The sequence below is a fragment of the Psychrobacter sp. 16-MNA-CIBAN-0192 genome, from assembly GCF_040309565.1.
In the GTDB taxonomy this organism is placed as follows: Bacteria; Pseudomonadota; Gammaproteobacteria; order Pseudomonadales; family Moraxellaceae; genus Psychrobacter.
Window position 1 is genome coordinate 194,171 of the sequence record NZ_JBEOOX010000002.1, and the last position, 19,136, is coordinate 213,306.

General features: G+C 42.0%; 15 protein-coding genes. 4 read left to right on the forward strand and 11 right to left on the reverse strand.

Going from position 1 to position 19,136, the window contains the following annotated elements:
* The first annotated feature begins 314 nt into the window (after positions 1 to 314).
* Positions 315 to 1,772 (forward strand): anion permease, encoded by a 1,458-nt coding sequence (locus AAEY78_RS02695; RefSeq protein ID WP_352337104.1) that lies wholly within the window; start codon positions 315 to 317, stop codon positions 1,770 to 1,772.
* Positions 1,773 to 1,867: 95 nt separating this feature from the next.
* Here AAEY78_RS02695 and AAEY78_RS02700 read toward each other — a convergent pair whose 3' ends face one another.
* From AAEY78_RS02700 to trmB, 3 genes are all read right to left on the reverse strand, one after another.
* Positions 1,868 to 2,956, reverse strand: coding sequence for a regulatory protein RecX (locus AAEY78_RS02700; RefSeq protein ID WP_352337106.1), 1,089 nt, complete (start codon positions 2,954 to 2,956; stop codon positions 1,868 to 1,870).
* A 45-nt stretch (positions 2,957 to 3,001) separates the two neighbouring features.
* Positions 3,002 to 4,060, reverse strand: coding sequence for a recombinase RecA (gene recA / locus AAEY78_RS02705; protein WP_352337108.1), 1,059 nt, complete (start codon positions 4,058 to 4,060; stop codon positions 3,002 to 3,004).
* A gap of 1,245 nt (positions 4,061 to 5,305) precedes the next feature.
* Entirely contained in the window at positions 5,306 to 6,103 is a 798-nt protein-coding gene (gene trmB / locus AAEY78_RS02710) for a tRNA (guanosine(46)-N7)-methyltransferase TrmB (protein WP_502943624.1), read from the reverse strand.
* A gap of 250 nt (positions 6,104 to 6,353) precedes the next feature.
* On the opposite strand from trmB, the gene AAEY78_RS02715 reads away from it, so the two are divergent.
* Entirely contained in the window at positions 6,354 to 7,283 is a 930-nt protein-coding gene (locus tag AAEY78_RS02715; RefSeq protein ID WP_352337110.1) for a pilin, read from the forward strand.
* 53 nt (positions 7,284 to 7,336) lie between these two features.
* On the opposite strand, the gene AAEY78_RS02720 is transcribed toward AAEY78_RS02715, so the two are convergent.
* Positions 7,337 to 9,223, reverse strand: coding sequence for a monovalent cation:proton antiporter-2 (CPA2) family protein (locus AAEY78_RS02720; protein ID WP_352337112.1), 1,887 nt, complete (start codon positions 9,221 to 9,223; stop codon positions 7,337 to 7,339).
* A 112-nt stretch (positions 9,224 to 9,335) separates the two neighbouring features.
* The gene (locus tag AAEY78_RS02725) at positions 9,336 to 10,049 is read right to left on the reverse strand and encodes a hypothetical protein (protein ID WP_352337114.1); all 714 of its coding nucleotides are present in this window, start codon (positions 10,047 to 10,049) and stop codon (positions 9,336 to 9,338) included.
* A 331-nt stretch (positions 10,050 to 10,380) separates the two neighbouring features.
* Here AAEY78_RS02725 and AAEY78_RS02730 point away from each other — a divergent pair, with 331 nt between their 5' ends.
* The gene (locus AAEY78_RS02730; protein ID WP_352337116.1) at positions 10,381 to 10,704 is read left to right on the forward strand and encodes a hypothetical protein; all 324 of its coding nucleotides are present in this window, start codon (positions 10,381 to 10,383) and stop codon (positions 10,702 to 10,704) included.
* Positions 10,705 to 10,725: 21 nt separating this feature from the next.
* Complete coding sequence (locus tag AAEY78_RS02735; RefSeq protein WP_352337118.1) at positions 10,726 to 10,998, forward strand: hypothetical protein; 273 nt, start codon at positions 10,726 to 10,728, stop codon at positions 10,996 to 10,998.
* A gap of 33 nt (positions 10,999 to 11,031) precedes the next feature.
* Here AAEY78_RS02735 and AAEY78_RS02740 read toward each other — a convergent pair whose 3' ends face one another.
* The 6 genes from AAEY78_RS02740 to gmk form a co-directional block, all read right to left on the reverse strand.
* Entirely contained in the window at positions 11,032 to 12,162 is a 1,131-nt protein-coding gene (locus tag AAEY78_RS02740; protein ID WP_352337120.1) for a cation diffusion facilitator family transporter, read from the reverse strand.
* 165 nt (positions 12,163 to 12,327) lie between these two features.
* Entirely contained in the window at positions 12,328 to 14,589 is a 2,262-nt protein-coding gene (locus AAEY78_RS02745) for a primosomal protein N' (protein ID WP_352337122.1), read from the reverse strand.
* A 244-nt stretch (positions 14,590 to 14,833) separates the two neighbouring features.
* The gene (locus AAEY78_RS02750) at positions 14,834 to 15,214 is read right to left on the reverse strand and encodes a RidA family protein (protein WP_352337124.1); all 381 of its coding nucleotides are present in this window, start codon (positions 15,212 to 15,214) and stop codon (positions 14,834 to 14,836) included.
* A 198-nt stretch (positions 15,215 to 15,412) separates the two neighbouring features.
* Positions 15,413 to 17,599 (reverse strand): RelA/SpoT family protein, encoded by a 2,187-nt coding sequence (locus AAEY78_RS02755; protein ID WP_352337126.1) that lies wholly within the window; start codon positions 17,597 to 17,599, stop codon positions 15,413 to 15,415.
* Between the two features lie 422 nt (positions 17,600 to 18,021).
* A complete protein-coding gene (rpoZ, locus tag AAEY78_RS02760; RefSeq protein ID WP_352337128.1) occupies positions 18,022 to 18,282 on the reverse strand; it encodes a DNA-directed RNA polymerase subunit omega in 261 nt (86 codons plus the stop codon).
* 170 nt (positions 18,283 to 18,452) lie between these two features.
* Positions 18,453 to 19,085, reverse strand: a complete 633-nt coding sequence (gene gmk, locus AAEY78_RS02765; protein ID WP_352337130.1) for a guanylate kinase — start codon at positions 19,083 to 19,085, stop codon at positions 18,453 to 18,455.
* Between the last annotated feature and the right edge of the window lie 51 nt (positions 19,086 to 19,136).

The window sequence follows — 19,136 nt, forward strand, 5'->3', positions numbered from 1 at the left end:
AGATTTTGTGTGTATCAAATTTACTTTGATAAAGCGCTTGTTGAAAGTTCGATAAACCAAAAAGAGTACGTTCATCAACGTGCTCTTTTTTATGTCTGTTCGTTTTGTCATAAATAAGCTCAAACATATATTCCGATATAATGCTCAGCTGCTATTAAGAGCAATTTAATAAGGAGCTAAAAGATATGTTAAAAAAGGTGAGAAGAGATAGCGGTTATTAATAACTATTATATGATGGCATCATCATTCATTCTATTTTGCTTTATGACCAGTGCTAGGTTGTGAGTCAAGTCTGTTACAAGGAGGTTTTCCTGATGCCCTTTAAGCCTATTCCCGCTACCATTGCTGTATTAGTCGGTCTGATTATCTGGTTTATCATTCCCGTACCTACTGGTGTTACGCCAGAAGCGTGGCATATGCTGGCGCTATTTATCGCGACTATTGTCGCTATCATTGGTAAAGTGCTGCCCATTGGAGCGCTGGCAATCATTGCTGTGACCTTAGTTGCGCTCACCGGAGTCACTAATGAGAGTCCTGAAGCTGCGATAAAGGACGCGCTATCCAGCTATTCTAGCCCTTTAATTTGGTTAATTGGTATTGCCGTGATGATTTCTCGCGGGTTAATCAAAACTGGTTTGGGTCGCCGTATTGCTTATTATTTTATCTCTATTTTTGGTAAAAAAACGATTGGGGTTGCTTATTCTTTGACCGCAGCCGAGTTGATTATTGCGCCTATTACGCCCTCTAATACCGCTCGTGGTGGTGGTATTATTCACCCTATTATGAAGTCTATTGCTCAAAGTTTTCATTCAACGCCAGAGGAAGGTACGCAAAAGAAAATAGGTCGTTATTTAGCGATGGTCAATTATCATGCCAATCCGATTACTTCAGGTATGTTTATCACCGCTACGGCACCGAATCCATTAGTGGTAGACTTGGTTAATAAAGCCACGGGCAGTGAGATTGAGTTGTCTTGGACGACTTGGGCTGTGGCAATGTTTATTCCGGGAATGCTGTGTTTGCTTCTCATGCCACTGGTGATTTATCTTATTTATCCCCCTGAAGTCAAAGTGACGCCCGATGCTAAGGGTTTTGCTAAAGACAACTTAAAAGAGATGGGTCATGTCAGCCGTGATGAGAAAGTAATGCTGGGTGTGTTTGCACTGATGCTGATACTGTGGGCGAATATTCCTGAGCTTATCTTTGGTGAGGCCTTTGGCGTTGATGCAACGACGACGGCATTTATTGGTTTAACCACTTTAATATTAACGGGCGTGCTGACTTGGGAAGATATTCTTAAGGAAAAGTCGGCTTGGGATACTATTATTTGGTTTGGTGCATTGATTATGATGGCATCATATTTGAATAAGCTGGGCTTGGTAGGCTGGTTCTCAAATAATATTGAAACAATGATTGGCCTGACCGGGGTCGGCTGGATGGGCGCGGTTGCTATTTTAACCTTGGTTTACCTATATATTCATTACTTTTTTGCCAGTACGACTGCGCATATTACCGCGCTGTTTGCCGCATTTTATGCAGTCGGCTTAAGCTTAGGCGCGCCACCAATGTTATACGCATTGATACTGGCTGCAGCGGGTAATATTATGATGACCTTGACCCATTATGCGACGGGTACAGCACCGGTGATCTTCAACTCCAACTATGTGACGCTAGGAGAGTGGTGGATTATTGGCGGTATTATGAGTGTGGTCAATCTGGTAGTGTGGATTGGCGCTGGGCTGATATGGTGGAAGGTGCTTGGCTATTATTAAGCTGCTAGTAAACTATGGCTGATTTGTTGCCACTTGTATTTTAAAGAAATTTAACTGAAAAATATTGGCAACTCATATTTAATAAAAATGTTTAATTAAAAGCGCTCATCTAAAGTATCTAACGTATAGCTAAGCGCTTGAAAGCAAATATCCATATCAAAGCCGCGATATTGCAGAAAACGCAATTGTCGCGCTTTGGCTTTTTGCTCACTTGGAATGGTAGCACCATATTTTTTGGTACGAGCCGTGACCGCAAGTTTTAACCAATCGACGCCTCCTATTAAGCTGTCCTCGCTACCATCAACAAAATCTCTAAATTCATCAGACTCGGCGTTAGCCATATCAATAAGCTCATCGATGTTGCTAGGTACAACCACCTTTTTTTTATAAAACTCCTGCTTAATATGACCACGTCCGCGACCTTTACGGATACTTTCGCGAATCAGCATTAAGGTAGTTCGATAGTCACTTTGGTAACCTTTTTCTTCAAACTCGTCTAATAAAGCGTCGATTTTGTCAGGGTCTTGCTCTTTATCGAGCAGTTTTTGTCTAAGCTCGGCTTTGCCATATTCACGGCGTGATAGATAATAAAATGCCAACCAACGCAAACGGCTTTCTGCTTTTATCGCATCTATATCAGCTTGGCGTTGTTCAGGCGAGCGTAAATAGGCTTTTAGGGCTGAGGGTAGATTATCGGTATCGACATCGTGATTAATCTCGTTCTCTGCTTCAAGAGTAGGATCAAGTCGCTGATTTTGAGCAAGTGCGGTAGCATTATGGTTTTCGCTAATATCATTTTCACCGTGAATATCGCGCTTTACTTCGGCAAGCATCTCTTTAATACTTTGTGGCGCTGGCGGCTGATATGCAGGTGCAGCGGTAGGTTCTACAGTAAAGTGAGCGGCTGGATGAAAACGCTTTTTACGTTTTTTAGATTTTTGGTGATTTTTATTAGGGGTTGTTCCAGAGTGATTAGATGAGAAAGAATCATTAAAGGAATCAGAATCGGTATCATGGTAATTTTCGTAAACATCGGCGGCATGAACTTCTGAATTTATTGTAGAAACTGCCTTTTTGTTAGTACTTGGTTTTTTATGAGAAGATTTTTTTATTTTGGACACAGGCAAGTTAACCGAGTCAGTATCTGACTCGGTTAAAATTTCGGCTAATGTTTTAATTTCCATAACAGTCAATTAATAATTAGAATGCTAGTCATAAAAGATAATGGCTTATTGTAATGATGCAGATTCTAGCTCATCTTCCTCTTCTAACTTCTCAGGCGCTTGCTGCTCGCTAGGAACGCCTAATTTCTCAGCACGAATTTTGGCTTCGATTTCTTCAGCAATTACTGGATTTTCTTTTAAAAACAGCACTGAATTGGCTTTACCTTGACCGATTTTTTCATCGCCGTAGCTATACCATGAGCCTGCCTTACCAACAGCACCGATTTCCACACCCAAATCAATCACTTCTGCTAAATGATTGGTGCCTTCACCATAAGTAATCTCAAACTCAGCTTGACGGAACGGCGGTGCCATTTTATTTTTAATGACCTTCACACGGGTTTGGTTACCGATGATTTCATCACCATTTTTGACCGCACCAATGCGGCGGATATCCATACGCACTGAAGCGTAGAATTTGAGCGCGTTACCGCCAGTCGTGGTTTCTGGGCTACCAAACATCACGCCAATTTTCATACGAATTTGGTTAATAAATACCACCATACAGTTGGAGCGTTTGGCGTTACCGGTGATTTTACGCAACGCTTGGCTCATTAAACGTGCTTGTAAACCCATGTGCGAGTCGCCCATTTCACCTTCAATTTCAGCACGCGGCGTCAATGCCGCCACGGAGTCAATGACAATCATATCGACGGCACCTGAACGTACCAACATATCGGTAATCTCTAACGCTTGCTCACCGTTATCTGGCTGTGAGATTAACAAATCATTGGTATTGACCCCAAGCTTACGCGCATAAACAGGATCTAGAGCGTGCTCAGCATCGATAAACGCGCAAGTGCCGCCTTGTTTTTGACACTCTGCAATCGCTTGCAGGGTCATGGTCGTTTTACCAGAGCTTTCTGGACCGTAAATTTCAACGATACGACCTTTTGGTAAACCACCAATACCAAGAGCGATATCTAGACCGAGCGAACCTGTTGAGACCACATCGACATCAAGCGCTGCGGAACTATCGCCTAAATGCATGATGGTATTTTTACCAAATTGCTTTTCAATTTGACCGAGTGCCGCTTTAAGGGCTTTGGCTTTATTGTCGTCCATAATGGATACCTTGTCGTCAATGAAGAATATAAAAACGTAAAGAAATAGAAGTGAGTATGAGGAGTAAAGAGCTGCAGCAGAACTTTATTTTAAGGCATCATCGCCTATTTCAGCGTAACTGTCATAATAATAGTGCTAAGCAAACAGGCATAAAATCAACTCATCTTACTATAGTATAAATAATAAAAGTGAAATAAAGTCTAGTTTATCAGCAACTGCTTATATCGCTGTATGATGTTATTTATAGTGTTATCCATCGTTTGATGGGCTAAGGTTATTATATCAAAGTCCGTCCAAGATAGCAGGCTACAGGAAACGCTATACGACATTCATTGTCGTATGTAAATATATAAACGTGAAAGCAAAGTTATTTATTCAATTTCTCAAGTTTATTATTATTTGAATGCATTACTATTAAACGTTGCATTTATTGTGATAAGTTGAGTTGAGTGATGAGAGAACTGTTTTTAATTATCAACCCTTATAAATAGGCGCTCGTAGCCCATTATTGTGAAACATTAACGTATTTAAAAATAATTTAAAAATAATTAAGCTGTTATTTGAGTTATAGATAAGTTATTGATTTTATTAATTAAATATATTGTACAAAAAGTAACCAGTTTTATCTTAACCTTTGTCTTATCAAGTCAGCTGCATGTCAAGTAGATGGTTATCCACAAGGTTATCCACAGCTAATGTGGAGAACTCGTGTATCCCTTATGTTACCAAGCTTTGCACTTGCTATGATAATAATGCTGAGCTGCCCTGCGATTGAGATACTAGGATAGTAAGCTATTATTTCACAGTAAAACATAGCAGTTATAGTCATGTTTCACATCGTTGATGCTGATTACTAAGCAAAGATAAGCGTAAAATATAGTCTTTATTATCACTAATGCTTAGTAGCATATTCTTTAACAATTATAAAATTGCTATCTACAATTAACAATGGGTATGCAGAGAATAGGCTTGGATTGCTAATTAAGTTAACCAAATGATAAGTAGTTTAGACGTTACATGAAAATAGTTGATTAAGATTAAAATAATCCATGCCGCTTTTTAATCATGATTATTAATGTGAGAAAATGAGAGTTTCTCAGTCAATTTGCTATGAAAAAATATAGATAAGAGTAACGATAGCTTTTTTTGGAGTTTAGGATAATAGATAAAAGTACGTTGCTATAAAAAAGCGACTGTATGAGACAGTCGCCAATATTAAAATAATGGATGGGTAGGCATGATAAATTAATCTTTGCTATACATTAAATCCCAAACCCCATGGCCACGCTCCAAGCCGCGACGTTCAAACTTGGTCATCGGGCGAAAATCTGGACGAGGTGTGAAGTTGCCATTACCAGCTAGGTTGGTCAATCCTGAGATATTATCCAACACTTCGACCATCCAAAAAGCGTAATGCTCCCAATCGGTAGCTGTATGAAACCAGCCGCCTTGTTTGAGACTACGCATCACAATTGCCATACGCTCGGGGCTGACGAAGCGGCGTTTATAATGGCGCTTCTTTTGCCATGGATCAGGAAAATACAGCTGAATACGGTCGATATGGTTTTCAGGTAATTGCTTAAGCAGTTGAATGGCATCACCGTTGATGATTTTAACATTGCTTAGGTTTTGCGTACCTGCCATATAAGCGCATTTACCAATACCGGGCTCATGAACTTCAATACCGACGAAGTTACGTGTCGGCTCGGCTGCCGCCATTTCAATAAAGGAGTCACCAAGACCAAAGCCAATTTCAAGCGTCAGCGGTGCTTCACTACCATTTGGTGTGTCAGTAAATAAAATGCGTAAGTCATCAATACCATCAAGATTGCCATCGCCCACGCTATTATTGACCAGATACTGACTAAATTCTGGATCGGTCAATGCTTGCTCTGCATTTTTATTCATGTGCGTGCGACGTTTCATAAAGGTATTTACGATACGGACATGTTTACTGGATTCTGGAGCGCTGGTAGTCTCGGTATCAACACTGTGCGCTGTATGACTGTCGGTCTGAATGTCTGGATTGGTCAAGTTATTCATAAAGAGGCTAGGGCTTAATAAAGGGTTTGCATCTATTATAGGCGAAATCATTTCTAGTGTGAACGTCTATCCATCGCTCATTTATAGTCAGCATGATTTATCAATATTAATGACTATCAATATATCTCAATAGTATCGTCAGCTATACATAGTGCTTGGCATTATCTTATAATAAACTACTGATAATCAGATTTACGGTTTATCAACTTAATTTATCAGCCACATTTATTAGCCAACTGAGGTTGCTGCTATGTTATTCATTGAGACGGATTCACCGCCACCGTTTTACCAAGAAAAGCTGACGGCTGCCAAGCGCAAACAGTTAGACCAATGGTTTATTGGACATCGAACTCAGCGCTATTATTTAAAGCGCTTTGAGCAGTTCGATGCGCAAGGGTATCTGTCACCAAAATGGCATTGGGCAGCTTTTTTTATGACCTTTCCTTGGTTGCTGTATCGCAAACGTTATATGGATGCGATTGTTTACAGCGTGGCAGGGTGGTCTTTTATTCAGCTTAATGTGGCGTTGATACTGGTTTTTTTTGAATTTGCCGCGATGTCTTATATCCCTGATGCCTATCATATGGCAACGCGTGTGGGTATTGCAGCAATCATTTGGCTGTTTTGGTCGTTTATGGTGTCGCGCTGGACAGATGCCTATTATTACCGTATGGCGCGGCGCGAGATAGCCGATGCGATCAATGACTATCCGCGTGATGAAGCAGCACAAAAAGCGCATCTACAGCGTGAAGGTGGTGTTAGCTTGTATGGATTAGGATTGGGATTTGGGTTTTTTGCCTTTGTATTAATGGTCATTAATGTGCAGTTTTTACCCATTATTGCCAAGAAAAAAGAGCGTGAAGTGCTATTTGACGCTTATGATATTGCCAAAAATGCTCAAACGCGGGTAGCGCTTATTTATGAGCAGACTGGCAACTGTCCTGTCAATTTGCCATTAAGTACTGATGCACAGCAAGTGACGATGCATGTGAGTAATCAAGCAGACGGCGCACCGGTAACTGATTGCGCGGTGATTGCTACGGTACGAAATGTCCAATTCCCAACGCGCTATTTAAATGGTCAAACCTTGGTGTTTTACCACGAGGCAACCAGTGATAACTGGCAGTGCGTCAGCTCGCTCAATAAGAAACAAGCGCCTAAAAGCTGTACTAGTAATTAAGCGTTTTATTGGCAATTAAATTTTTTATTAACAATAATACGTTTTTTTCTTAGTTAAACATGGTTATTAGGAATATCTTTTTCCGTCACTTCAACAGGCGTTGCTTGTTGTTTTAATGCCTCATGAAATTCGCCCAAATCCATTTTGCGGGCTTTATCAATATCTTCATCAAATAAGCTCTCAAGCTCTGCCAGTGCGGACTGCGCCGACTCAATCATACTGGCTTCATCCCCATAAATGGCTTGTTGGCGTTCAATCAAGTCGTCATCATAATTGCGGAACGTTTGAATGGTTTCGCGTGCTTTTTGCGGTGATATACCTAGTAATTGCAAAGACTCGCGCGACATATCAAGCGATGATAAATAAGTTTCGCGCCAAATATGACGCACACCGACTTCACGCAATCGGTAATAATGCTGACGGTCACGGGCGCGCGCTAAAATAATAAGTTTGGGATAATTGCGGGTTAAATACTGAGCGGTGGTGATTGAGCGCTCTAAGTCATCCACTGCAATGATAAACAGACGGGCTTTTTTAATACCTGCTGCGCGCAAGATTTCAGGATTTTTTGGGTCGCCGTAATAGACTTGATTACCGAATTTACGCACAAAATCCACTCGATTTGCAGAACGTTCAATCGCGGTAAATTCAATATTGTGCAGCCGTAATACCCGCCCAATAATCTGTCCGACGCGTCCAAAGCCAGCAATAATGACCGCATGCTCCTCATCAGGAATGGTGTCGTATTCGCGGCTGGGTTTGCGCTTGGCAAAATAAGGCTCGCCAAATTTCTCTAATAGCACAAAGGCAACTGGGGTAAGTGCCATTGAAATGGTGACAATAAGATTCAGCATATTTGCCAGTTCAGGACGCAAGACATTTTGAGCAGACGCTACACTAAACAAAACAAAGGCGAATTCCCCGCCTTGTGCTAGCGTCACCCCCAGTCTAATACTGGTCGGCCAGCGATTACCTGATACCTTGGCAATGGAAGCGACGACACCAAACTTCAGCAGCATGAGCCCAATTGCACAGCCGATGATAAATATTGGCTGAGACATGACCAGTTTGACATCGGTCAGCATACCCACCGACATAAAAAACAAGCCGAGCAATAACCCTTTAAATGGCTCAATACTGGCTTCTAACTCATGCCGGTATTCAGAGTCAGCGAGTAATACGCCCGTTAAAAATGCGCCTAATGCCATCGACAATCCGATATGCTCCATTAATATGGACACGCCCATAACAATAAATAAGGCTACAGCAGTGAGCAATTCACTGGCACCGCTTAATGCCACAAATTTAAAAAATGGACGCACAATATAGCGGCTAGAGAAAATTAACCCTGCAAAGACAGCAAATACTTTACCAAAATAAATCAAATCGTAGCTTTGTTCACGTACGCCTGACAAAAACGGAATGACCGCCAGCAACGGGATAACCGCGATATCTTGAAATAGTAAAATGGTAAAGGCTTCACGCCCATGGGTGCTAGAGAGCTGCTGTTTTTCGGTCAAAATTTGCAACACAAAAGCGGTGGAGGAGAGAGCCAAGCCGAAACCAACAATGAAGGCGGTATCTAATTGTAGGGAGAAAAACTGATATAAAATCGCCATCAGCAGCACGCCAGTCAAGCCGACTTGCAAACCGCCAAGCATAAAGATAGACCGCCGTAGCGCCCAAAGACGAGAGGGTTGCAGTTCAAGTCCAATGATAAACAACAGCATGACCACGCCAAACTCAGAAAAATGCAGCAGGCTTTCAGCGTCGCCTACGATATCAAAGGCGCTGGGTCCCAGTATCAATCCAGTAATTAGATAACCAAGTACCGTAGCAATGCCAAACCGCTTGCCCAGCGGTACAAAAAGTAGCGCTGCACCCAGAAAAATAGTCGCTTGTAACATCAAGTTTGGTGAGCCGATAGCGGCAGCGAACATATGAGTTCCTTAGCAGTGTCTACAAAATGGTACAACAAAAAATAGTACAAAATTCTTAATAATCGCAATAACTATCATCAAAAAAAGACATCAAATGAGCCGTAATAAAAAATTATTTTTTACAATAGATTTTCCACTCGCCATTGTCCGCTAATGGATTGTTATAAGCATCATTACGGCGCTTACGCGGCGTTTGCCGACTGTCAATAATTTTAAAATCTGGCAGGGCGTGGACAATAAGTCCGGTACGGTAAAAACGCAGACGTTCAGGCTCTAGCATCTCGCCCTTATTATCACGGCAAAACACATAAGCACGCAAATCAATAAACTCTCGATGCGCCACCAAGCGCGCCTCATTATTAGCCTCAAATACGGCTGACATCCGCGCAATTTCTTGCGGCGTATAATCGCCACATTTATCTATCAGCGCACCAACAGAGCCAAAGCTTTTTGATTCTTTGGCTCGAGTTTTGGTGAGATGTAAGCGCTGCACATGATAAACAAACTGCGGAATCTCAAGGCTGGCAGGAAGCGGTAGATAATCTGGTGGCAGATACGCACTCGGATAAAACGCCATCGCCCGATCAATAAGCGCTTGCCAGTCTTCCTTATAGGCTTGGACTTCTGCCAAATTACCTTCATAAATGGGCATGTCACGGACTTGACGTAAAATATCAGGCGGAAAATGAGCATCCCGAAAACGTGCGATATCCTCTTGCAGCGTTGAGAGCAACAGTTTCGCATGTTTTTTGCCCTCTGTAGATAGAGGGTCAAGGATACTGTCCTCTAAATCTGGGGCGACAAAAGCGGCTGATCGTCTAGACATAGCAATAGGTCATCAAATGATAGTAAGTAAAAGGTTTTATAAAGCAAATGAATAACAATATTAATAATAAACCATAATCAAGCGCCTATTATTTTTATCATTTTTCCCATCCTAACACAACGCTATAAATGGGCGTGCGATTAATTTGTTGATAATTATTGAGCCTAGCAATTTTATATTGCCCATTTATCATATGGATATGTGAGTTTCTCTTTTAAAAAATTGGTTTAATAAGTGACGACTGTCTATAAAAAAGTCTTAAAGAAGTTATAGAAAGGTTATATTAAGCGCACGCTAGAATTGATAGGGAAAGACAGTTAGGGAGAGGAGTGTGTATAAGAATAGAGATAAAGAAACAACAACGACTTATCAAAAGTATCGTTTTATTTTGGATATTCTGAGTAAAGTGATACTAAATCTATTAAGTGCTGGATTGCTTTTAGGTTTCGGATTTTGGCTGCTTATGGCGTCTAATATGGGTCCTGCTTATTTACCTAACATTATGGATGGAGGGCTTGATATGAGTATTCGAGTTACTTTATTAGGTCTCGGCACGCTGGTTTGGCTGCTCACGCCGATTTGGTTTTTTTGGTCGACTATTCGTTATGGCTATCGTAAATACCACAATTATCAGGCTTATAAACGCATAAATTAAAAAGTCAAAGGAGTAAATGGTATGTTAAAGTTTTTAGCGCCTAAAAATACTGACAATTGGATAGATATCGTTTTAATAGTTTTTATACGGCTTGTCATTACCGGCTTTACGCTCATGTTTGGTTATCTTTTAGCTTTTGGTGCTACTATGGGTCCACCCATCGCTCCGCATGTTTGGAATGGTAATCTGGATTGGGGCATTAGAATAAGTATAATAATCATTGGTTTTAGCATCTGTATTGGCGTTTTAATTTGGTCACTGTTACCACTATTTCGATATATTTTTAGGAAATAATCGACTTCATTAATAATTCTCTAGATATATTGTTCAATGCGAATGCCCATGATGACCATCTTTATTTTTTATAGGACGGGCAGAAATATCGCAAACCAGCGTATCAGAATGGGCGACGGTTTGTGGGTGAGTGCCGCTTTCAATTTGTATAGTCGCATGGCTGATACCCAAATCTTGCAAGCGCTTTTCAAGCTCCGCAATGAGCACACTTGCTTCATGAATAGTCATATCACCATCGACAATCACATGACATGATAGCGCATGCAATCCACTGGTAATGCTCCAAACGTGGATATCATGCACTTTTTGTACCTGCACATGCTCAACCAAGCGCTGCTCAATTGTCTCTACTGATAAGCCTTTTGGCGTCCCTTCCATCAAGATATGTACCGAATCGCGCACCACGCGGTAACCACTGATTAATATCAATATTGCGACGATAACGGAAGCAGCAGCATCTGCCCATACCCAGCCCAACGTCATCATTAATAACGCAGCAATAATAGCGGCAACTGAACCCATTAAATCACTTAACACATGCAAATAGGCACTTTGCATATTAAGGTTAGCTGGTTTTTTTGTACGGGTTTTCTCGTTATGCGTGTCTTTGTTATCAACTGCTGCGCCATGTTGATGACCATGACCTTCATCATCGTGACTGCCACGATGCATCAGCCAAGCCACTAGTATATTTACCAACATACCGATGGTGGCGATAATAAGCATCCCTTGGGTGGCGATTTCTGGCGGTGAATTAAAGCGTTTAATGGCTTCGTAAAAAATCATTAGCGCGATAATGACCAGTGTCGCTCCATTAACCCCTGCCACCAATATCTCAAAGCGTTTATAGCCAAAAGTTTTTTGACTGGTGGCTGCTTTTTCACCGATTTTAAAAGCCAGTAGCGTTGCGCCCAAGGCAATGGCATCGCTCAGCATGTGCCCAGCATCAGACAGTAGCGCTAAGCTGCCAGTCAGCCAGCCGCCAATCGCTTCAACCACCATATAACCAGCAATGATAATAAAGCTAAATAATAAAGTACGCTGATAGCCTTTGGTACTCTGCTCAGCATTATGGTTGTCAGAATGACCGTCTAAATGTTCATCTAAGTGTTCATCTAAGTGTTCATCATTATTTGATTCATGCTGGGAAGGGTTTGGACTCATAATGTCACTCAGAATAATAAAAGTTAAAAATAGTGGATATCAGTAAAGCATCTAAAAAACTTAACATATCCGCTAATAAATAGCTGTAAACCACAAGTATCAGTTTTAAAGCCAACACTAATATAAAGTTAAATTTAAATAAAGAGAAAAATAAAGATAAAAACTTTACCAACCAACTGGGTCAATATCTAAAGTGAGCTTTAAATACTTTGCGCTGGGCAATGCAAGTACGGGTTGCCACCAATGGTGTAATACGTGATGTAATTGATTGCGGTTTTTTGCGAGTAATAACAGTTGCGCATGATAACGGCTGTTTTTTTTAGTCATAGGCGCATCGATAGGACCGAGTACCGCTAAATGATGTTCGGCTGGCAAGAGCGCAATGGCATCTTTTAACGCTTGGGTCGTAGCAACCAACGTTTTCCCTTCACAGCGAATCAAAGCCGCATAACTATAAGGCGGCAATCCCATCATTTTACGCTCTTGTAGTAACTCATGAGCAAAGGGTAAATAGCCCTCTTTAACCAGTTTAAGCAATAGGGGATTATCAGGTTGTAAGGTTTGAATAAGTACGCGTCCAGCTTTATCACCGCGTCCAGCACGCCCTGCGACCTGAATCATAAGCTGAGCCGTGTGTTCAGGCGAACGGAAATCAGCGGACAAAAAGCCGCGATCCGCATTGGGCAAACAAACCAAGGTAACATTGGGGAAATGATGCCCTTTAGCAACCATTTGCGTACCAACCAAGATGGCAGGTTTGCCGGTATTGATTTGCTGATAAATTTTTTCCCAGCTGTCCTTTTTGCGTGTGGTATCACGGTCGATTTGAATAATGGGATAAAGCTGTTTGCTGGTTTGTGGATTGGCAAAAATAGCATGCAAATTTTCGCTCAATCGGGTAGTGCCCATGCCTTTAGCGGCTATATTTTGACTGCTACAATCGGGACATACCGCAGGAATATACGCTTGCCAATCGCAGTGATGGCATTTAAGGTACGAATTGTGATTGGACTGATTGCTATAATGCACCGTTAAATGGGCATCGCAGCGTGGACAATCAGCTTGCCAACCACACGCTTCACAGAGTAAAACAGGGGCATAACCGCGCCTATTTAGAAAAATGAGTACTTGCTCACCAGCTTCCAAAGTTTGCTTTATTGCACCAATTAGCTGATCCGTTAGTCCAGTATCATAACGTGCCCCATCATCTTGATTTTGCTGATGGGTCGATTGCAAGCGCGCATCAATCAGCTGCATGCTGGCAAGCTTAGCACTACCTGCTCGCGTACGTAGTTGGCATTCTATTAATTTACCATCTACCACCAGTTTTAAATGCTCAAGAGTTGGCGTTGCCGTACCGAGCACTACCGGAATACGGGCTTGCGTACCGCGATATAATGCTAAGTCAGCCGCATGATAGCGCAGGCTATCTTGTTGTTTATAAGACCCATCGTGTGCTTCATCGACGATAATCAACCCAAGATTAGCGAAAGGATACAGCACTGCTGAACGTGTACCGATAATGATTTGCGCGTGACCCGTGCGGCAATCTTGCCAGCCTTGCAGCCGATACGTATCGCTCATGCCCGAATGTAACAGCACAATTTGCGCCGCAAAACGACTGGCAAAGCGTGCTCGGGTCTGCGGTGTCAGTCCAATCTCTGGCACTAAAATCAGCACTTGCTGACCCGCTTCTAATACCGCTTGCATCGCTTGCAAGTACACTTCTGTCTTACCACTACCGGTGATGCCGTTTAATAAAAATCCGCTATATAGCCCAGCACGATGCGCGTCAAGAATACTATCAACGGCTACTTGTTGTTCGTCATTCAATGTCAGCGGCATTTTAGCCAAGCTGACAGGTTTAGGGGCTGTCTTTAGCTCAATATAGCGCTCAATCAGCCCTTTTTCCTCTAACGTCGTTAAAAAACTGCGCTGCATTCCTTCTAATAATAAAACCTCTTCACTGGCACCGCGTACGCCATGCAGCTTTAACATATCAAATTGCTGCTTTTGCTTATTGGCATTGGCACGAAAATCAGTATCAGTCACATGCGGTAAAATGCGCCAATGGGTAATTAACAAATCCAGCGGTTTACCTTGACGTATTAACGTTGGCAACATAACAGCCAGCACATCGCCCAAAGGATAATGATAATAACGTGCCAGCCATGATGCCAATGCCAGCATATGCTCATCCAAAATAGGCCTATCGTCCAAGCATTGCGTAATTGGCTTTAGTTTATTGGCAGGCACGCTACTATCTTCTTCAGTAATATAAGCAACCACAATACCGATAAGTGTTTGACGTCCAAAAGAGACTTCAACGCGGCTGCCAATAGTAGGCAATACAGCGCACGTATCTGCCGACACGCTATAGTCAAATACTCGATAAAGGGGAACAGGTAGAGCGACTTGTACCAACATAACGCGCGGCAGCAGCCTCTTATAATGTGAAAATAATAGTATGGGGTCTAAAAGATAATAACCGAAATAAAGTAGCTAAAATATACGAACTAAAACATAGAAGCTGAAATATAAAAACTATTAAACCATGCAACGCAAATAAGCCCAAATAAATATATTTGGGCTTATTGATTCACGACAATAGCAGCAAGTTTTAAGTTAATAGCGGTTAGTAGGCTGTACCGAATAACTGAGTTATAAAGTCTTAAGCAATATATAAAATAGACTCAATCTCAACCACACCACCTTTAGGTAGCGCCGCTACTTGCACCGCAGCGCGTGCAGGATACGGCTCACTTAAATTTGCCACAAATACCTCATTAAGTGCCGCAAAATCATCTAAATCGGTTAAAGACACGTTAAATTTAACCACGTCATTTAAGCTACCACCAGCGGCTTCGCAAATGGCTTTGATATTTTCAAAAGCTTGCTTCGCTTGGGCTGCAAAGCCTTCTTTCAACTCCATGGTCACAGGATCAAGACCAAGCTGACCTGAGATGTAGACCGTATTGTCAACTTTTACTGCTTGTGAGTAAGTACCAACAGCGGCAGGGGCTTTATCAGTTGAGATGGTTTGACGAGTCATGATATGTCCTTTTGGGTTTAAAATAGGTTAACTTTTAATGTTGCTAACGTTTAAGCAGCTGGCTAGAGAGTTTATACCTAGCCATAATAAAGGGTTTTATCCTCTTTTTCATGGTTTATTTAGCAGCAATCGGACTTCATTTTAACTCAAATTTTTAAAACTCTTAACCTTTAAAACCTTCATTTAAAGTCAGCCATATTATAGTTGATACAAACGCATAATATTAGGGAAGCCTAATAACGAGCGCATACTACGAATACCTTGGGCTAAATGAATACGGCTACGAACGATAATATGCACAATAGTATCGCCACTGCGTACATCAACGGTTTCGATACCTATATTTAGCTGACGTAAATGATAAATGACCTCGCTGATTTGCTCATCACTGAGGGCAATGGACAGTTTTAAATAAGCAGGGAAACGGATTTTTTCATCATATTCGCCGTTATCATTACGTCGAATGGCTTTGTCATCACGCCAGCGCAATTGGATGATTTGATAAGGATTGTCTTTACGGATATCATCAAGAGAGAAGCATTTATGGCGATGGGCGACCAGTCCGTGGCGTGACAGATGCCCAACAATAGGGTCACCATAGATAGGATGACAGCAGTTGGCAAAGTTGAGCTCAACACCCGCAGCATTGGCGACCAGCTGCTGCGGTTGCACCATATCAGTGCCGTGCTCTTGGGCTTGGATACAGGCGACTTCATCACTAAATAAGCGCGAAACGACCAGCTGCGGCAGCAAAGTACCTGAGCTGATTTGCTCAAATAAAGCACTCTTTTCACTCAAACCGCGCCATTCAAGTAGATTGTCCCAATCGCTTGCGCTTAAGTCATCAAGGCTTTTCTGATACGTTTGTAGCGCACGGTCTAATGCTTGCTGTCCATGACGCTGCTTGCCTTCGGGTGCTAAATCTTTAAACCAACGCAAAATTTCTTCACGCGCTTTATTCGTCACTACAAAGCCAAGCCATTCCGCTTTTGGCTCCGCATCACTTTCAACATCAATCTCAACCGTTTGCCCATTTTTGACAACTGTGCCCAAACGTGCTTTTTTACCATCAATATTGGTACCGACCGCGACGTTACCGACCATAGGACCTACGGCATAGGCAAAATCGAGCGCGGTTGCGCCTTGTGGCAACTCATAAGCACGCCCTTGCGGACTATAACAAAGAATTTTACTAGAATGCAGGTAATCCATCAGATCGTTAATGGTCGACACCGCCGCTGAAAAGTCAGGGCTATTCTCATTTAACGTGTCTTCATCGACCAAATCTTTCATGTTACGCAGTGATGCTTGAATGACTGATTGGCTCACATCAGAAGCATGCTCGGCACCAATAACGCCAAGCCGTGCTGCATGTTGCATCTGCTTGGTTAAAATCGTGGCTTTAACAAAGTCATTATCGCGCTCATAAATCAGGGTCAGCGATTGATTGCCACCCGGTAGCGGACGGCGAATATTGTCTTGAATATGGGCATCATCAATTTGATATTTTTTAATCAAATAATACGCCAGCTTATCGCATTCTTCAATATTGTCGAGCACAATCTCAAACGCATAATGGCGCAATAAAGCATTGATTTCACCACGATTACGGAAAAATTGACGGAAAATAACCACACGATTGTCGAGCACTTTAACGTGTCCGCTCAGCCCTAGATTGGTCAATACTATGGTCAAATAACGATGAATAGCTTCTCGTTGAAAATTACGCCCAAGTCCATGTTGCAATAACTTATCAGACAATTTGTTATACATATCTGAATCAAGATTGCGATAACACAACACTTCGATATAATCGGCAATGTCATTTAGCCCCATCAAGCGAGCAAAAGGCACATAAAAATCCAATGTTTCTTGCGCCGTTGAGCGCTGTTTTTCAGGGCGTACCGAATCAAGGGTGGACATATTATGTAGACGGTCAGCGAGCTTAATAATCAATACGCGCGGATCATCAAGGGTGGCGGTCAATATCTTATGAAAGGTTGCTGCCTTATTTTCTTGCTTATTGTGCTTTGAGGATTTTAGTTTGGTTACCCCATCGACCAGCCGCGCAACCACTGCACCATAACGCTGCGCCACCTGCTCATCACTGACTTCCGTATCTTCTACCGTATCATGCAAAATCGCTGCAATAATCGTGTCGCGATCCAAGCGAAAGCCTGCCAATATTTCAGCAACCGCAATCGGGTGAGTGATATAAGGCTCTCCAGATTTACGCTTGTCTTTAATATGGGCAATATCACCGAACTCACACGCGTCAATAATATCGCGCCGTTCAGCCACACTCAGATAGCCGACCGAACGTAACAAATTATATTGAGCTTCATCAACCATATGATGACTGAGTTTGGGCAAGGTTTGGCTCATAGAGTGACTATCCTATTGTGTTTACGGAACCGCTGACAGGGACTATAAAGGTAAAGTTATCAATTAACTTAGAGGTAAATTAGATAACTTAAAAAGAAAATGAAATAAAACAGACATAGCACAATGATAAACGCAAGAAGATACAGCTGACATGGTTATTATTATAATTTATAAACCACCCTCTAATTAATCGCAAATTGACTTGAATGTCAACCACTAACCGCAAAGAGAGAGTAAATAAAGCTGAGGGTTGTTATAACTATTGGTTATCAATACCCTATAAACGGCAAAAACCACAGCATGATACTGTGGTTATTTAAATAAACGTTTGTCTATTTTCTTACCTAAATGGATAGATGAGTGCTTATCAGCGACTACCCATAAATATTCATCAGAGAATGCTTATTAATAAGCAACACTATTTAGAAGCCGTGATTGCCTGATAATGCCAAATCTAATGAGCTAGTAGCAAAATGATGCTCTGGCTGATTAAGGATATCACGTGTGATTTTACCGGCAGCGATTTCGCGTAATGCCAATACGGTTGGCTTGTCGTTATCAACGTCAACCAATGGCTCAGCAGTGCCTTTAGCCAATTGACGGGCGCGCTTGCTGGCGACCAATATCAACTCAAAGCGATTATCCACATTGTCTAAACAGTCTTCAATCGTTACGCGTGCCATAGATAGCTACCTCGGTTGTATTTATCAGGGTCTAAGCACGGTGTACAGGAGCACGTACTGCCTTGATAAAATATATCATAAAATGTAGGGGTAATAACGTGTCATTATAGCATTTTTTAGCCATACAAGCAGTGGCTTTTTAGCGCCATTTATTAAATGCTTTTAGATGACTACTGAGACTGACTGCCATCTTTTTGTAATAACGTCGCAATTGTCGTTTGATAGCGACTTTGTTGTCGCGCCAGCGTTTGTCTGTCAGCAACGATAATGGCTTTTAGTTCCGTTAGTGCGACTTCAAAATTATCATTAATCACCACATAATCTGCATGCACATACTGCGACATTTCATGTACGGAGCCGGCTAAACGCTGTTCAATGACGTCGGTGCTGTCGGTTGCACGCGTTGAGAGACGTTGGCGTAATGTTGCTACGCTTGGTGGTAAAATAAAAATCATAATGGCATCGGTAAACAGGCGTTTAACTTGTAGCGCCCCTTGCCAGTCAATCTCTAAAATAACGTCAATACCTGATTCCAATTGCGCGCGCACGCTGTGCTCGGATGTGCCGTAGTAATTGCCAAACACTTCAGCATGCTCTAAAAATTTGCCTTCATCAATCGCTGTGGTAAAAGTCTCCACATCCGTAAAATGATAATGCTGACCATCAATTTCACCCGGACGCGGGCTACGGGTGGTATGGGACACGCTGACTGTCAAGTCATTGGTGGTGGCAAGCAGCTGTTTGACCAGTGAAGTCTTGCCCGTACCTGAGGCGGCGGTGATAATAAATAATGAACCTGTCATGCAAAATGTCCTAAAAGAGGAGAGTGGGGTTGAAAGGTGCGGAAAAAGTGT

Bases quoted from the DNA above. Each gene is read 5' to 3' on its own strand.
- AAEY78_RS02695 (WP_352337104.1), top strand. From the start codon at position 315: ATGCCCTTTAAGCCTATTCCCGCTACCATTGCTGTATTAGTCGGTCTG.
- AAEY78_RS02700 (WP_352337106.1), bottom strand. From the start codon at position 2,956: ATGGAAATTAAAACATTAGCCGAAATTTTAACCGAGTCAGATACTGAC.
- recA (WP_352337108.1), bottom strand. From the start codon at position 4,060: ATGGACGACAATAAAGCCAAAGCCCTTAAAGCGGCACTCGGTCAAATT.
- trmB (WP_502943624.1), bottom strand. From the start codon at position 6,103: ATGAATAACTTGACCAATCCAGACATTCAGACCGACAGTCATACAGCG.
- AAEY78_RS02715 (WP_352337110.1), top strand. From the start codon at position 6,354: ATGTTATTCATTGAGACGGATTCACCGCCACCGTTTTACCAAGAAAAG.
- AAEY78_RS02720 (WP_352337112.1), bottom strand. From the start codon at position 9,223: ATGTTCGCTGCCGCTATCGGCTCACCAAACTTGATGTTACAAGCGACT.
- AAEY78_RS02725 (WP_352337114.1), bottom strand. From the start codon at position 10,049: ATGTCTAGACGATCAGCCGCTTTTGTCGCCCCAGATTTAGAGGACAGT.
- AAEY78_RS02735 (WP_352337118.1), top strand. From the start codon at position 10,726: ATGTTAAAGTTTTTAGCGCCTAAAAATACTGACAATTGGATAGATATC.
- AAEY78_RS02740 (WP_352337120.1), bottom strand. From the start codon at position 12,162: ATGAGTCCAAACCCTTCCCAGCATGAATCAAATAATGATGAACACTTA.
- AAEY78_RS02745 (WP_352337122.1), bottom strand. From the start codon at position 14,589: ATGTTGGTACAAGTCGCTCTACCTGTTCCCCTTTATCGAGTATTTGAC.
- AAEY78_RS02750 (WP_352337124.1), bottom strand. From the start codon at position 15,214: ATGACTCGTCAAACCATCTCAACTGATAAAGCCCCTGCCGCTGTTGGT.
- AAEY78_RS02755 (WP_352337126.1), bottom strand. From the start codon at position 17,599: ATGAGCCAAACCTTGCCCAAACTCAGTCATCATATGGTTGATGAAGCT.
- rpoZ (WP_352337128.1), bottom strand. From the start codon at position 18,282: ATGGCACGCGTAACGATTGAAGACTGTTTAGACAATGTGGATAATCGC.
- gmk (WP_352337130.1), bottom strand. From the start codon at position 19,085: ATGACAGGTTCATTATTTATTATCACCGCCGCCTCAGGTACGGGCAAG.